This window comes from Streptomyces rubellus, assembly GCF_036323805.1.
Classification (GTDB): Bacteria; Actinomycetota; Actinomycetes; order Streptomycetales; family Streptomycetaceae; genus Streptomyces.
The window spans coordinates 121,294-135,365 of record NZ_JAZDCX010000014.1 but is presented as its reverse complement, the minus strand read 5'-3'; the positions used below and the strand labels follow the sequence as shown (position 1 = coordinate 135,365).

12 protein-coding genes are annotated in these 14,072 nt (G+C 74.9%); 10 read left to right on the top strand and 2 right to left on the bottom strand.

The window, feature by feature from the left end; genetic code table 11:
- Window positions 1-37: 37 nt before the first annotated feature.
- On the bottom strand, window positions 38-1,339 hold the full coding sequence (locus V1L54_RS18115) for an ABC transporter substrate-binding protein (protein ID WP_330119074.1): 1,302 nt from the start codon (window positions 1,337-1,339) through the stop codon (window positions 38-40).
- Window positions 1,340-1,627: 288 nt separating this feature from the next.
- Here V1L54_RS18115 and V1L54_RS18110 point away from each other — a divergent pair, with 288 nt between their 5' ends.
- Window positions 1,628-2,644 carry a LacI family DNA-binding transcriptional regulator gene (locus tag V1L54_RS18110; protein ID WP_330119073.1) on the top strand — a complete coding sequence of 339 codons (1,017 nt, stop codon included), beginning with the start codon at window positions 1,628-1,630 and terminating at the stop codon, window positions 2,642-2,644.
- Window positions 2,645-3,066: 422 nt separating this feature from the next.
- Here V1L54_RS18110 and V1L54_RS18105 read toward each other — a convergent pair whose 3' ends face one another.
- The gene (locus tag V1L54_RS18105; RefSeq protein ID WP_330119072.1) at window positions 3,067-4,743 is read right to left on the bottom strand and encodes an IclR family transcriptional regulator domain-containing protein; all 1,677 of its coding nucleotides are present in this window, start codon (window positions 4,741-4,743) and stop codon (window positions 3,067-3,069) included.
- Window positions 4,744-4,936: 193 nt separating this feature from the next.
- Here V1L54_RS18105 and V1L54_RS18100 point away from each other — a divergent pair, with 193 nt between their 5' ends.
- From V1L54_RS18100 to V1L54_RS18060, 9 genes are all read left to right on the top strand, one after another.
- Window positions 4,937-5,758, top strand: coding sequence for a CoA transferase subunit A (locus V1L54_RS18100; RefSeq protein ID WP_330119071.1), 822 nt, complete (start codon window positions 4,937-4,939; stop codon window positions 5,756-5,758).
- Entirely contained in the window at window positions 5,755-6,534 is a 780-nt protein-coding gene (locus V1L54_RS18095; RefSeq protein ID WP_330119070.1) for a CoA-transferase subunit beta, read from the top strand. Before V1L54_RS18100 ends, V1L54_RS18095 begins: the two co-directional genes overlap by 4 nt.
- Before the next feature lie 2 nt (window positions 6,535-6,536).
- Window positions 6,537-7,727 (top strand): thiolase family protein, encoded by a 1,191-nt coding sequence (locus V1L54_RS18090; protein WP_330119069.1) that lies wholly within the window; start codon window positions 6,537-6,539, stop codon window positions 7,725-7,727.
- Window positions 7,727-8,539: a protocatechuate 3,4-dioxygenase subunit beta gene (pcaH, locus tag V1L54_RS18085; RefSeq protein ID WP_330119068.1), complete on the top strand. Its 813-nt coding sequence runs from the start codon at window positions 7,727-7,729 to the stop codon at window positions 8,537-8,539. Before V1L54_RS18090 ends, pcaH begins: the two co-directional genes overlap by 1 nt.
- Window positions 8,536-9,147: a protocatechuate 3,4-dioxygenase subunit alpha gene (gene pcaG / locus V1L54_RS18080; RefSeq protein ID WP_330119067.1), complete on the top strand. Its 612-nt coding sequence runs from the start codon at window positions 8,536-8,538 to the stop codon at window positions 9,145-9,147. The genes pcaH and pcaG overlap by 4 nt, the downstream gene beginning before the upstream one ends.
- A complete protein-coding gene (gene pcaB, locus V1L54_RS18075) occupies window positions 9,134-10,624 on the top strand; it encodes a 3-carboxy-cis,cis-muconate cycloisomerase (RefSeq protein ID WP_443076682.1) in 1,491 nt (496 codons plus the stop codon). The genes pcaG and pcaB overlap by 14 nt, the downstream gene beginning before the upstream one ends.
- The gene (gene pcaDC / locus V1L54_RS18070; RefSeq protein ID WP_330119066.1) at window positions 10,621-11,868 is read left to right on the top strand and encodes a bifunctional 3-oxoadipate enol-lactonase/4-carboxymuconolactone decarboxylase PcaDC; all 1,248 of its coding nucleotides are present in this window, start codon (window positions 10,621-10,623) and stop codon (window positions 11,866-11,868) included. The genes pcaB and pcaDC overlap by 4 nt, the downstream gene beginning before the upstream one ends.
- Window positions 11,869-11,890: 22 nt before the next feature.
- Complete coding sequence (locus V1L54_RS18065; protein WP_330119065.1) at window positions 11,891-13,066, top strand: 4-hydroxybenzoate 3-monooxygenase; 1,176 nt, start codon at window positions 11,891-11,893, stop codon at window positions 13,064-13,066.
- 149 nt (window positions 13,067-13,215) lie between these two features.
- Window positions 13,216-14,031 (top strand): SAM-dependent methyltransferase, encoded by an 816-nt coding sequence (locus V1L54_RS18060; RefSeq protein WP_330119064.1) that lies wholly within the window; start codon window positions 13,216-13,218, stop codon window positions 14,029-14,031.
- The last annotated feature ends 41 nt before the right edge of the window (window positions 14,032-14,072 follow it).

Genomic DNA, 14,072 nt, shown 5'->3' with positions numbered 1-14,072 from the left:
GGTGCCACCGGGGGACCTCAGGGACGGGTGGAGCGGATCAGTCGACGGCCTTCTTGATGCGCTCGTCGGTGGTCTTCCACGCCTCATCCGGGCTCTTGCCCTGCTCGACGAGCTGGAGGCCCTGGGAGAAGGTGTCCTTGATGGTGCCGTCCTTCGGGCCGAGCACCTGCTCGTCGGGGATGTCCTTGGCCGCGGCGCCGAAGATCTGCCCGATCGGGGCGTTGTCGAAGTACTCGGACTTGGCCTCGGTCACCGCCGGGGACTCCAGGGCCTTCGCGGAGGAGGGGAAGTTGCCGATCTCCTTGAAGATGTGCTCCTGCTGCTCCGGCGCGGTCAGCCAGGCCACCAGCTTCTTGGCCTCCTCCTTCACCTTGCTGTTCTCCATGACCCCGAGGAAGGAGCCGCCCCAGTTGGCGCCCTTGGGGGCCTTGGCCACGTCCCACTTGCCCTTGTTGACCTCGCCGGCCTTCTCACTGATGTGGGCGAGCATCCACGCCGGGCAGACGGTGGTGGCGAAGCTGCTGTTGGACAGGCCGGGGTCCCAGCCGGGCTGGAACTGGCGCAGCTTGGCCGTCAGGCCGTCCTGGGCCGCTGCGGTGGACAGCTCCCAGGCGTCCTTGATGACCGGGTTGTCCTGGTAGATCAGCTCGCCGTCCTTGTTGTAGAACTGCTCGGAGCTGCCGTAGATCATGGCGTTGAACAGGCCGCTGGCGCTGTCCAGGAAGGCGGCGTCACCCTTGAAGTTGTCCTTGAAGTCCTTGCCGACCTCGACGTACTTCGCCCAGTCGCCGTCCCAGAGCTTGGCGACCTCCTCGCGGTCGCTGGGCAGGCCGGCCTGCTCGAACATGTCCTTGCGGTAGCACACCGCCATCGGACCGATGTCCGTGCCCAGGCCGATGACCCTGCCGTCGCCGGTGGTGACCTGGCTCTGCTTCCAGGGCAGGAAGTGGTCGGTGCCCGACAGGTCGGCGAGGTCGGCGAACTTGTCGGCCCGGGTGTCGGCGAGCTCCTTGGCGCGGCCGATCTCGATGCCCTGGATGTCCTTCAGGCCGCTGCCGGCGGCCAGCCGGGTCTGCAGCGCCGTGTAGTAGGTCTGCTCGTCACCGGCGATCTCTTCCTTGATGACGATGTCCGGGTTCTCCTCCATGTACTTGTCGAGGAGGCCGGTCTCCTTGATACCCATGACACCGAACAGGCCCATGGTGATGACGGTCTTGCCGTCCTCGGTCTTGCCGCTGCCGCTGTCGTCGCCGCTTGAACAGCCCGCCACGAGCGTGAGGGCGGCAGCCGACGCGACGGCTACGACTCTTGTACCGAACAGCTTGTGGGCTCTGCCCATGGCGTCTCCTTCTAGCGACGATGTCCGGACACCGCGCTCCGGACTCGTCAGGGCGCACCGGAACACAGTGACGGGAGTGGAATCGTTCCCACTCAGGGGTGGGATCGCTCCCATCGGGTTGTGGAAGACTCGCCTCCCGTGAGACCGATGTCAATAAGAGAAGTCGATTCCGTTGCCGGAACGTCACCAGGCGCTCCCGCGCGAAACGGGCCCGCAATCGCTCTTCTGGCACAATGCGCTGGTGAGCGCCGTGCACGGGGCGACAGTTCGAGGAGGCGGGGATAAGCCATGGGGGCCACCCAGCGGCCGACCATCAAGACCGTGGCGGCGCGGGCCGGCGTGGGACGCACCACCGTCTCCCGCGTTCTCAACGGCTCTCCCCTGGTCAGCGACGAGGCCAGGGCCGCGGTACAGGCCGCGATCACCGAACTCGGCTACGTGCCCAACTCCGTCGCCCGCTCGCTGGTCACCAGCCGGACCGACTCCATCGCCCTGGTCATCCCGGAGTCGGAGAGCCGGCTGGGCTCCGAGCCCTACTTCTCCGCCGTGATCCGCGGGGTCAGCAACGGCCTGGTGGGCACCCAGCTCCAGCTGCTGCTCACCCTGGTGCGCGACCAGCGGGAGAAGGACCAGCTCACCCGCTTCCTCACCGCCCGCCGGGTGGACGGTGTGCTCCTGGTCTCGGTGCACCGTGACGACCCCCTGCCCGACCTGCTGGAGAAGCTCGGCCTGCCGACCGTGCTGGCCGGCCGGCGCTCCCCCGGCGAGCCGCTGAACCATGTGCACTCGGACAACGTGGGAGGCGCCTGCGAGGCGGTGCGCCATCTGCTGGAGCGCGGCCGGAAGCGGATCGCGACCATCACCGGTCCGCTGGACATGGACGTCGGCGACAGCCGGCTGCTGGGCTGGCGGGACGCGCTGCGGGAGGCCGGCCACCGGGCCGGCGACGAACTGGTGGCACCCGCCGACTTCACCGAGCAGGGCGGGCGGACCGCCATGCGCGACCTCCTGGAGCGCAGTCCCGGCCTGGACGCGGTCTTCGCCGCCTCGGACGTGATGGCGGCGGGCGCCCTGGCCGAGCTGCGCAGACAGGGCCGCCGGGTGCCGGACGACGTGGCGGTGGTCGGTTTCGACGACTCGATCATCGCCCGGCACACCGATCCGCCCCTGACCAGCGTGCGGCAGCCCATCGAGAAGATCGGCAGGACGATCACCGAGCTGCTGCTGCAGGAGATCGAGAAGCCCGGCAGCGCCCGGCACAACGTGGTGCTGCCCACCTCGCTCGTCGTCCGCGACTCGTCCTGAGGCACACCGGGTCTCCGGGGGCTCCGGCCCGCGGGGTCCGTGCCCCGGCGCCGGGCGGGACTCCTCCCCCGCGTCCCTCCCCGCCCCGGGCCACCGGGCGGCGGGCGCGGACGCGTACCGGCCGCCGCCGGGCACACCCCGCCCGTACCGTCGGCGATGTCGCCCGCGCACCGCCCGGACGGGGACGGGGGCGGGCCCGGAGTCCGGCGGCGGGAACACCGCCGCCGCACCGGACACGGCCGACGCCGGCGGCGCGGTGGCCCGGGGCCGAAGTCCACCGCGGCACCGGTTACCGCACCGCCACCTGCCGGAACCGCCGGGGCGGTACGGCCCGCCTGCCGGCACCGGAGCGCACCGCGGGCACCGGCGGTGCGGCGCCCCGGGCCGCCCGGCGCGCGGGCCCGCCGCGAGGCGCGCGGCCGCTACGCCGTGCGTATCGCCGTGTGGCGGCCCGCCACCCGCAGGTCGGCCTCGATGTCCGCCGCCGTCCGGCGCAGTTCGGGAAGCAGCTCGGCGCGGGCCTGCTCCGCGCTGCGGCGGGAGGTGTGCATCGAGACGTTGACGGCGGCGACGGTCCGCCCGGCGCGGTCGCGCACCGGGACGGCCAGGGAGCGCAGCCCCTCCTCCAGTTCCTCCTCCACCAGGGCGTAGCCGTCGTGCGCCGCCCGCGCCACGATCTCGCCGAGCCGCTCGGCGCAGGTGACGGTGGAGCGGGTCAGCGGCCTGAGGTCGGCCCGCCGCAGCCGCTCCGCACGCTCGGCGGCGGGCAGTCCGGCCAGCAGCACCCGGCCCATGGAGGTGGCGTGGGCCGGGAAGCGGGTGCCGACGGTGATGTCGACGCTCATGATGCGCACGGTGGGCACCCGGGCCACGTACCGGATCTCGTCGCCCGCCAGGACCGACATCGACGCCGAGTCGTGTACCCGCTCCACCAGGGACGCCAGGTGCGGCTGCGCGATCTGGGGCAGGGTGAGTCCGGACAGCCGGGCGAAACCGAGTTCCAGCACCCGCGGCGCGGGACGGAACAGCGGGCCCTCGCCCGTGACGTACCCCAGGTGCTCCAGGGTGATCAGGGAGCGCCGCACGGTGGCCCGGGGCAGCCCGGTGGCCTCGGCCAGCGCCGTCAGGGTGGCCCCGCCCCGGCCGCGGCCGAAGGCGGCCAGTACGGCCAGGCCGCGGGCCAGGGACTCCACGAAGCCGGGGCCCAGCTCCTGTTTGGAGGCCCGGGCCGCGGCGGCGGGCACGTCCTCCGCGCGACCGGGGGCCTTCCACCCGGAAGGCGCGGGCGGGGCCGGCGGCGCGGCCAGCGCCCGCTCCATCCGGGCGACGGCCTGGCGCAGCCGCGGCAGCAGCGTCTCGCGCAGCGATCCGGCGCTGTGCCGGCTGGTGTGGCTGACCACGCTGGCCGCGCACACCTGCCGTCCCCCGGCGTCCCGTACGGGCACCGCCACCGCGACCAGCCCCGGTTCGATCAGCTGGTCGTCCCCGGACCAGCCCTGCCGCCGGGCGGCGGCCACCCGCCCGGGAAAGGTGTCGCCGGCGCCCGCCGCCTCCGGCGGTACGGCGGGGAAGGCGGCCAGGTGCGGGTCGGCCCGCCGGCGCGACCGCCAGCGCTCCCACTCGGCCTCGGTCCACCCGGCGGCGAACAGCGCCCCCGGGGCGCCGCACTCGGCGGGCAGCAGGTCCCCGATGCGGAAGGCCACCGACATCGTCCGCCGCCGCCTCGCCTGGTACACGAAGCGCACCCCGTCCCGGTCGGGCACGGCCAGGGAGACGGACTCGTCGAGTTCGTCGGCGAGTCCGTCGGCGAGCGGGCCCAGCAGGTCCGGCAGCCCGCAGGCCGACAGGTAGGCGTTGCCCAGTTCCATCAGCCGCGGGGCGGGCACCGCCGTCCGGCCCTCCAGGCGCAGATACCCCAGGCGCTCCAGGGTGCCCAGCGTCCGGTCGACGGTGGAGCGCGCCAGTGAGGTGGCGCGCACCAGATCGCCGGCGCCCGGCAGGCCGCGGGCGGCGGCCAGCTCGCGCAGCACGGCCAGTCCCCGGATGAGCGGGCCCACCGCCTCGGAGGGCGGCGCCGCGTCCGTGGCCAGGTTCGTCATGCGCTCTCCCGGGTGCGGAGGTCGTCGCGGAAACCGTACTCGTACCGCCCATTGACATCGTGCGGCCCAGGAGGTCAGACTCGGGCCGCAGATAGTGAACTAAAGTTCGCTGAACGAACATCCTAACCGAGGTGCGCGGCGGACGACGTACCGGACCACGCGGCGCGGGCCGCGGGAAGAGCCGTGGGAGAAGATGGCCGAGATCCGCACACTCCAGGACGCCGTCGCGGAGCTGATCCACACCGGCGACACCGTGGCCATGGAGGGCTTCACGCACCTGATCCCCTACGCCGCGGCGCACGAGGTCATCCGGCAGGGCGTCACCGACCTGACCCTGGCGCGGATGACCCCCGACGTCGTCTACGACCAGCTCATCGGTGCCGGGCTGGCCCGGAAGCTGGTCTTCTCCTGGGGCGGCAACCCGGGCGTCGGCTCGCTGCACCGCTTCCGGGACGCGGTGGAGAACGGCTGGCCCAGGCCGCTGGAGCTCGACGAGCACAGCCACGCCGGGATGGCCAACCGCTACGTCGCCGGCGCCTCGAAGCTGCCGTTCGCGGTGCTGCGCGGCTACCGCGGCAGCGACCTCCCCGGCCGCACCGGCACCGTCTCCACCGTGCGGTGCCCCTTCACCGGCGAGGAGCTGGCGGCCGTGGCCGCGCTCAACCCGGACGTCACCGTCGTCCACGCCCAGCGGGCCGACCGGGACGGCAACGTCCAGCTGTGGGGGCTGCCGGGCGTGCAGAAGGAGGCCGTGCTGGCCGCCCGCCGGGTGCTGGTCACCGTCGAGGAGGTGGTCGGCACCCTGGAGCCCCGGCCGGGCGCAGTCGTGCTGCCCACCTGGGTGGTCGACGCGGTGGCCGAGGTCCCCGGCGGCGCCCACCCCTCGTACGCGGCCGGGTACTCGGTCCGCGACAACGGCTTCTACCGCACCTGGGACGCGATCTCCCGGGACCGCGAGACGTTCACCGCCTGGCTCAGGACCCATGTGCACGGCCGGCGGGAGGCGGCCCGATGAGCACGGCGAACGCGGCGGGGCAGGTCACCCGCGACGAGCTGATGGAGGTCAACGCCGCCCGCGCGCTGGCCGGGGCCGGGACCTGCTTCGTGGGGATCGGGCTGCCCAGCACCGCCGCCAACCTCGCCCGGCGCACCGTCAACCCGGATCTGGTGCTGGTCTACGAGTCGGGCACGATCGGCTCCCGGCCCACCCGGCTGCCGCTGTCCATCGGCGACGGCGAGCTGGCCGACACCGCGGACGCGGTGGTGTCCGTGCCCGAGATGTTCAACTACTGGCTCCAGGGCGGCCGGATCGACGTGGGCTTCCTCGGCGCCGCGCAGGTCGACCGCTTCGCCAACGTCAACACCACCGTCGTCGACCGCGGCCCGGACCGGCCCGAGGGCCGGCTGCCGGGCGCCGGCGGCGCCCCGGAGATCGCCGCCAACTGCGGGGCGGTGCTGCTGGTGCTGCGCCACTCCACCCGCAACCTCGTGGCGGAGCTGGACTTCGTCACCACCCTCGGCCACGGCTCCGGGCCCGGCGACCGGGCCCGGCTCGGCCTGCCCGGGCGCGGACCGGTCGCGGTCATCACCGACCTGGGCGTCCTGCGGCCGGACCCGGACTCCGCCGAACTGGTCCTCACCGAACTGCACCCCGGCGTCACGGTGGAGCAGGTGCGGGCGGCCACCGGCTGGGAGCTGCGCGCGGTGGACGCGCCGGCCGTCACCGAGCCGCCCACCGAGGCCGAACTCACCGCGCTGCGCGCCCTGAAGGCCGCCGGAAAGGAGAACTGACCATGGACCGGCTGCGAGAGGTCTACGTCGTCGACGCGGTACGCACCCCGGTGGGGAAGTACGGCGGGGCGCTGGCCGGGGTGCGCCCGGACGACCTGGCCGCCCGTGTGGTGCGCGCCCTGGTCGACCGCGCCCCGGAGCTGGACCCGGCCCGGATCGACGACGTGGTCTTCGGCAACGCCAACGGCGCCGGTGAGGAGAACCGCAACGTCGCCCGCATGGCGGTGCTGCTGGCCGGGCTGCCGGTGACCGTGCCCGGGGTGACCGTCAACCGGCTGTGCGCCTCCGGGCTGGAGGCCGTGATCCACGCCGCCCGCGCCGTCGCGGTCGGCGACGCGTCCGTGGCCGTCGCCGGCGGGGTGGAGTCCATGACCCGCGCCCCCTACGTCCTGCCCAAGAACGACCGGCCCTTCCCCGCCGGCCACACCGAGCTGTACTCCACCACGCTGGGGTGGCGCATGACCAACCCCGCCATGCCGCCGCGGTGGACCGTCTCCCTCGGCGAGGGCGCCGAGCAGGTGGCCGACAGGCACCGCATCACCCGCGAGGCCCAGGACGCCTGGGCGCTGGCCAGCCACCAGAAGGCCGCCGCGGCCTGGCGGGACGGCCACTACGCCGCCCAGGTCGTCCCCGTCGACGGGGTGGACCTGCCCCGCGACGAGACCGTCCGGGACGCCACCTCCATGGCGGCCCTCGCGAAGCTCAGGCCCGCCTTCCGCGCCGAGGGCGGCACGGTCACCGCCGGGAACTCCTCCTCCCTCAACGACGGGGCCGCGGCCCTGCTGCTGGCCGACGAGGAGGGGCTGGCAGCCGTCGGACGCGAGCCGCTGGCCCGCATCAGCGCCTCGGCGGTCACCGCCGTCGAGCCGAACCTGTTCGGCCTGGGCCCCGTCGAGGCCGTCGGCCGCGCCCTGGCGAAGGCCGGCCGCGCCTTCGCCGACCTGGCCACCATGGAGCTGAACGAGGCCTTCGCCGCCCAGGTGCTGGGCTGCCTGGCCGAGTGGCCCGATCTGGACCCCGCCATCGTCAACCCGCACGGCGGCGCCATCGCCATCGGCCACCCGCTGGGCGCCTCCGGCGCCCGGCTGGCCGGCGCCGTCGCCCACCAGCTCGCCGCCCGCGGCTCCGGCACCGGCATCGCCGCCCTGTGCGTCGGCGTCGGGCAGGGCCAGGCCCTCGTACTGGAGAAGTGATGCCCCACCACCAGCAGCGGGTTCCCCGGCAGGGAACCCGGCGGGAGACCCAGCAGGACGTCGACCGGGAGATAGCCGAGCACCGCGACGCGTACGCCCGGGCCCGGGCCGCGGGCGCCCCGGCCGCGCACCACCCGCCGCGCGACTACCCGCCGTACCGCAGCAGCGCGCTGCGCCACCCGAAGCGGCCGCCGGTCGCGGTGGGCGGCGGCGGTCCGGAGGCCGTGGAGCTGCACGGACCGGTCTTCGGCCCCACCGACGTCACCGAACTCGACAACGACCTCACCCGGCAGCACACCGGCGAGCCGCTGGGTGAGCGGATCACCGTCACCGGCCGGCTGCTGGACCGCGCCGGGCGCCCGGTGCGCGGCCAGCTCATCGAGATCTGGCAGGCCAACGCGTCGGGCCGCTACGCCCACCGGCACGACCGGCACCCCGCCCCGCTCGACCCGAACTTCACCGGGGTGGGCCGGACGCTGACGGACGACGACGGCGGCTACGCCTTCACCACCATCAGGCCCGGCGCGTACCCCTGGCGCAACCACGACAACGCCTGGCGCCCGGCACACATCCACTTCTCGCTGTTCGGCACGGCGTTCGCCCAGCGCCTGGTGACCCAGATGTACTTCCCGAACGACCCGCTGTTCCCCCACGACCCGATCCTGCAGTCCGTCACCGACGAATCGGCCCGGCAGCGGCTGGTCGCCGCCTACGACCACGGCCTGTCGCGGCCGGAGTGGTCGCTGGGCTACCGCTGGGACATCGTGCTCGACGGCCCGTCCGCCACCTGGATCGAGGAGGGCCGCCGATGACCGCCGACGCGCACTCGGACGCCCCCGCGGGAACGCTCCCGCCCACCCCCTCCCACACCGTCGGCCCGTTCTACGGGTACGCCCTGCCCTTCCCCGGCGGCGGCGACCTCGCCCCGGCCGGACACCCGGAGTCGGTCACCGTGCACGGGTACGTCCTGGACGGCGCGGGTGCGCCGGTCCCGGACGCCCTGGTCGAGCTGTGGCAGACCGGCCCGGACGGCGGCCTCCCCCGCGTGCCGGGCGCGATGCGCCGCGACCCGGTGACCGGCGGCTTCCTCGGCCGCGACGGAGTGGACTTCACCGGCTGGGGCCGGATCCCCACCGACGCGGACGGCCACTGGACGGCGCGGACCCTGCTGCCGGGCGCCCGGGGCGGCCACGCCCCCCACATCGCCGTGTGCGTCTTCGCCCGGGGCCTGCTCCACCACCTGTTCACCCGGATCTACTTCCCCCGGCACACCCGGGCGCACGGAGACGACCCGCTGCTGGCCTCCCTCGCCCCGGAGCGCCGGGAGACGCTGGTGGCGGCGGCCGAACCGCACGGCAGGTACCGCTTCGACATCCGGCTCCAGGGCGAGAGGGAGACGGTCTTCCTTGACTTCCACTGAGCCGAACCCGGCCGGGCGCCCCGGCCCGGCCGGCGGCGAGGCGGCCGAGGTGGGCCTGCTCTCCCCCGGCCGGGCCGGCTCGGCCGCCGAGGCGGCCACCGGCGACCTCGCGCTCCTCCAGGCGATGCTGGACGCGGAGGCGGCGCTGGCCAGGGCACAGGCCCGGCTCGGGCTGATCCCGGCGGCGGCGGCCGGGCGGATCACCGAAGCCGCCCGCGCCGAACTCTTCGGCGTACGCGACCTGGCGCTGCGCGCCCGCTGCGGCGGCAACCCGGTGATCCCCCTGGTCGCCGACCTGCGCGCGGTGGTGGCCCGCACCGACCGGGAGGCGGCGGAGTACGTGCACCACGGCGCCACCAGCCAGGACGTCGTCGACACCGCGCTGATGCTCACCGCCCGCCGCACCCTGCCGGCGATCCTGGCCGACCTCGACCGCGCGGCCGGGGCGCTGGCGGGCCTGGCGGCCGGGCACCGCGACACGCCGATGGCGGGCCGCACCCTCACCCAGCACGCCGTGCCGACCACCTTCGGCCTGAAGGCGGCCGGCTGGCGCGCCCTGCTCCTGGACGCCCGCGCCCGGCTGGCCGCCCTCGACCCGCCCGCCCAGCTCGGCGGCGCGGCGGGCACCCTGGCCGCCTTCGACGCCCGTGCGGAGGCGGTCGGCGCGGCGGACGGGGAGCATCCCGCCGGGCCGCGGCTGCTGTCCGCGTACGCCGCCGAGCTGGGGCTGGCCGAACCGGTGCTGCCCTGGCACACCCTGCGCACCCCCGTCGCCGACCTGGGCACCGCCCTGGCCTTCGCCGCCGGCGCGCTGGGCAAGCTCGCCGCCGACGTCCTGGTGCTGGCCCGGACCGAGCTCGGCGAAGTCGCCGAGGGCAGCGGCGGCGGCTCGTCCGCCATGCCGCACAAGAGCAATCCGGTGCGGGCCGTGCTCGTCACCGCCGCCGCGCGGCAGGCGCCCGCGCTCGCCGCCGCCCTGCTCGGCTCGCTCGCCGCCGAGGACGAGCGGCCCGCCGGGGCCTGGCACGCCGAGTGGCAGCCGCTGCGCGAACTGCTGCGGCTGACCGGCGGCGCCGCCCGCGATGCCGCCGAACTCACCGCCGGCCTGCGGGTCTTCCCCGGCCGGATGCGCGAGAACCTGGCGCGCACCGGCGGTCTGCCCGCCGGCGAGCGCGTCGCCGCGGTGCTCGCGCCGCTGCTCGGCCGGGGCCGGGCCGGGGAGCTGCTGGCCGCCGCCGCGCGCCGCGCGGCCGAGGAGGGTACCGACCTGGCGGACGCGCTGGCCGATTCGCTGGCCGAGGAGGCGCAGGCCGATCCGGCCCTGGCGCCGGACGGCCTGCCGTCCGCCGAGCGGCTGCGCGAGCTCACCGACCCGGCCGCGTACACCGGCTCGGCCGGCGCCCTCGTCGACCGCGCCCTGCGCACCGTCCCGGAACCGGGCCCGGGCCACCCGCACACCCCGGAGGAGCGGCGATGACCCGGCCGACCGGTCTTCCGCACCACCGGCTCGACGGCCCCGCCGACGGCGTCCCGCTGATCCTGGGCCCCTCCCTGGGCACTTCCCTGGCCGTGTGGGAGCCGCAGCTCGCGGCGCTCGCCCGCGACCACCGGGTGCTGCGCTGGGACCTGCCCGGCCACGGCGGCTCCCCCGCCGCGCTGCTGCCCGGCGACGGCACGGCCGGTCTCGCCGACCTGGCCCACCTGGTGCTGGCCCTGGCCGACGCGCGGGGCTGGGAGCGCTTCGCCTACGCCGGGATCTCCCTCGGCGGCGCGGTCGGACTGCACCTGGCCGCCCACCACCCCGAGCGCGTCACCGCGCTGGCCGTGGTGTGCTCCTCGGCGCACTTCGGCGGGGCCGGCGCCTGGCGGGAGCGGGCCGCGACCGTCCGCGAACTGGGCACCGGCGCGCTGGTGGCGAGCCGCCCGGGGACGTGGTTCGCGCCCGGCTTCGAGGCCACCCCGCGCGGCGCCGCCCTGCTCGCGGACCTGTGTGCCGCGGACGACGCCGCCTACGCCGTCTGCTGCGAGGTCCTCGCCGGCTGCGACCTGCGCGGCGGCCTGGCCGCGATCACCGCGCCCACCCTGGTCGTGGCGGGCCGCGACGATCCGGCGACCCCGCCCGCCCACGCCCGCGAGATCGCCGACGGCGTCCCCGGCGCGAGCCTGACGGAGATCGCGCGCGCCGCGCATCTGGCGAACGTCGAGCGGCCCGCGCCGGTCCTGGCCGTCCTGCTGGACCACCTCGCCGCCGCCCACGGGCACCCGGACGGCGGCGGGGGGCACTCCGGCCGGAACACCCGGGACGCCGGGAACGCCGGGAACGCCGGGAACGCCGAAGACACAGCCCGCCACCGGGCGGGCCTGGCGGTGCGCCGGGCCGTGCTCGGCGACGAGCACGTCGACCGCGCCCTGGCCCGGGCGAACGCCTTCACGGAGGTGTTCCAGGACTTCATCACCCGCTACGCCTGGGGCGAGATCTGGACGCGCCCCGGCCTGGACCGGCGCACCCGCAGCTGCGTCACGCTCACCGCGCTGGTGGCCGGCGGCCACCACGAGGAGCTGGCCCTGCACGTACGCGCCGCGCTGCGCAACGGACTGACCCCCGAGGACATCCGGGAGGTCCTGCTCCAGACCGCCGTCTACTGCGGCGTCCCCGCCGCGAACTCGGCGTTCGCCGTCGCCGACCGGATCCTGAACGAGCCCCCGGCCCACGGGAACTGAGCCGGGCGAACCGAGGAGGGACATGCACACCACTGTCGGCATCGTCGGCGGCGGCCCGGCCGGGCTGCTGCTGGCCCGGCTGCTCCGGCTGCGGGGCATCGACTGCGCCGTCCTGGAGAGCCGCGACCGGGAGTACGTCGAGCGGCGCCAGCGCGCGGGCATCCTGGAGCAGGCCACCGTGGACGTGCTGCGCGCCTGCGGCGCCGGGGCGCGCCTGGACCGCGAGGGCCTGGTCCACGACGGCATCGAGCTGCGCTTCGACCGCCGCTCCCACCGGATCGACTTCCCCTCCCTGACCGGCGGCCGGCGGGTGACGGTCTACGCGCAGACGGAGGTGGTCAAGGACCTCACAGCGCTCCACCTGGCCGACGGCGTACCGCTGCTGTTCGAGGCCGCGGTGCGCGCGGTGGAGGGCGCCGAGGGCGACCGGCCCGTCGTCCGCTTCGAGCACGAGGGCCGCGAGAGAACCCTCACCTGCGACTGGGTCGTCGGCTGCGACGGCTTCCACGGCGTGGCCCGCGCCGCGCTGCCCGAGCACGTGCGGCACACCTACGAGCGGACCTACCCCTACTCCTGGCTGGGCGTCCTGGCCGAGGTGCCGCCGTCCTGCGAGGAGCTGGTCTACGCCCACTCCCCGCGCGGCTTCGCCCTGCACAGCATGCGCTCCCCCGCCGTCAGCCGGCTGTACCTCCAGGTGCCCAACGGCACCGACCCGGCCGACTGGCCCGACGAGCGCGTCTGGGACGAGCTGGCCGCCCGGTTCGCCGTGGACGGCGACTGGACGCTGGAGCGCGGGCCCATCACGTCCAAGGCGGTGCTGCCGATGCGCAGCTTCGTCACCGAGCCGATGCGGCACGGGCGGCTGTTCCTGGCCGGGGACGCGGCGCACATCGTCCCGCCCACCGGTGCCAAGGGCCTCAACCTCGCGGTCTCCGACGTCACCGTCCTGGCCCGGGCGTTCGCGCACCTGGCGCGGACCGGTTCGGCGGAGCTCCTGGACGCCTACTCCGACACCTGTCTGCGCCGGGTCTGGCGTGCGGAGCACTTCTCGTACTTCATGACCACCACCCTGCACACCGATCCGGAGCAGAGTCCGTTCACCACCCGGCTCCAGCTCGCGCAGCTCGACCGCATCGCCGCCTCGCCGCACGCCGCCGCCGAACTGGCGGAGAACTACACGGGGTTGCCTCTGGAATGAGCCTTCCGGACACTTTCCACCACCCGGTGCTCACCTGGTTTCGCTTTCCGCAGCGGAAGAGCGCCGGAGCTGGCAGCATGGGGCCCCACCCGGCGAACTCCGCCCAGTCCTCAACGTGCCCTCCAGGCGGGAAGGTTGTGAAGGCCCTCATGCAACAGGCCAGGGATCCGCTGCCCGACAAGATCGACGTCAATGTTCCCAGTGTCGCCCGTATGTACGACCACATCCTGGGCGGCAAGAACAACTACGCCGTCGACCGTGAGGCCGTGGACGAGCTCCTCAAGGTCGTTCCCAGCACCCAGGCCCTGGCGCTCAACAACCGCCGATTCCTGCAGCGTGTGGTCCGGGTGCTGGCCCGGGAGTACGGGATAAGGCAGTTCATCGACCACGGCTCCGGTCTGCCCACCCAGGACAACGTCCACCAGGTCGCGCAGCAGGTGGACAAGGACTGCCGGGTGGTCTACGTGGACAACGACCCGATCGTCCTCGCGCACGGCCGCGCCCTGCTGGAGGAGAACGAGAACACCACCGTCATACAGGCGGACATGCGGGACACCGAGGGGATCCTCGAACACCCCGACACCGTCCGGCTGATCGACTTCGACCAGCCCGTCGCCGCGCTGTTCGTCTCCGTCCTGCACTGCATCCCCGACGCCGACGACCCGGCCGGTCTGGTCCGGCGGGTGGCCGGCCGGCTGGCACCGGGCAGTCTCCTGGTGGTCTGTCAACTGGTCAGCCAGGACCCCGAGACCCGCAGGGCCGTGACCGACTTCATGGCGGAGAGCACCGGCGGGAACTGGGGCCGGGTCCGGGAACCGCACGAGGTCGACGGGTTCTTCGAGGGGCTGGAGGTCCTCGAGCCCGGTCTGGTGGAGGTCTCCACCTGGCGGCCCGACTCCGACCTCGGCCCGAAGCAGACCACCTGGGAGTGGCAGGAGTACGGCGGCGTCGGCCGCAAACCCTGAGCCGCCCGGGGGACGCCCGGCAGACGTGCGCGAGGCCGGGA

Bases quoted from the DNA above. Each gene is read 5' to 3' on its own strand.
- V1L54_RS18100 (WP_330119071.1), top strand. From the start codon at position 4,937: ATGGCCGAGATCCGCACACTCCAGGACGCCGTCGCGGAGCTGATCCAC.
- V1L54_RS18065 (WP_330119065.1), top strand. From the start codon at position 11,891: ATGCACACCACTGTCGGCATCGTCGGCGGCGGCCCGGCCGGGCTGCTG.
- V1L54_RS18115 (WP_330119074.1), bottom strand. From the start codon at position 1,339: ATGGGCAGAGCCCACAAGCTGTTCGGTACAAGAGTCGTAGCCGTCGCG.
- V1L54_RS18060 (WP_330119064.1), top strand. From the start codon at position 13,216: ATGCAACAGGCCAGGGATCCGCTGCCCGACAAGATCGACGTCAATGTT.
- V1L54_RS18110 (WP_330119073.1), top strand. From the start codon at position 1,628: ATGGGGGCCACCCAGCGGCCGACCATCAAGACCGTGGCGGCGCGGGCC.
- pcaDC (WP_330119066.1), top strand. From the start codon at position 10,621: ATGACCCGGCCGACCGGTCTTCCGCACCACCGGCTCGACGGCCCCGCC.
- V1L54_RS18095 (WP_330119070.1), top strand. From the start codon at position 5,755: ATGAGCACGGCGAACGCGGCGGGGCAGGTCACCCGCGACGAGCTGATG.
- pcaH (WP_330119068.1), top strand. From the start codon at position 7,727: ATGCCCCACCACCAGCAGCGGGTTCCCCGGCAGGGAACCCGGCGGGAG.
- V1L54_RS18105 (WP_330119072.1), bottom strand. From the start codon at position 4,743: ATGACGAACCTGGCCACGGACGCGGCGCCGCCCTCCGAGGCGGTGGGC.
- pcaG (WP_330119067.1), top strand. From the start codon at position 8,536: ATGACCGCCGACGCGCACTCGGACGCCCCCGCGGGAACGCTCCCGCCC.
- V1L54_RS18090 (WP_330119069.1), top strand. From the start codon at position 6,537: ATGGACCGGCTGCGAGAGGTCTACGTCGTCGACGCGGTACGCACCCCG.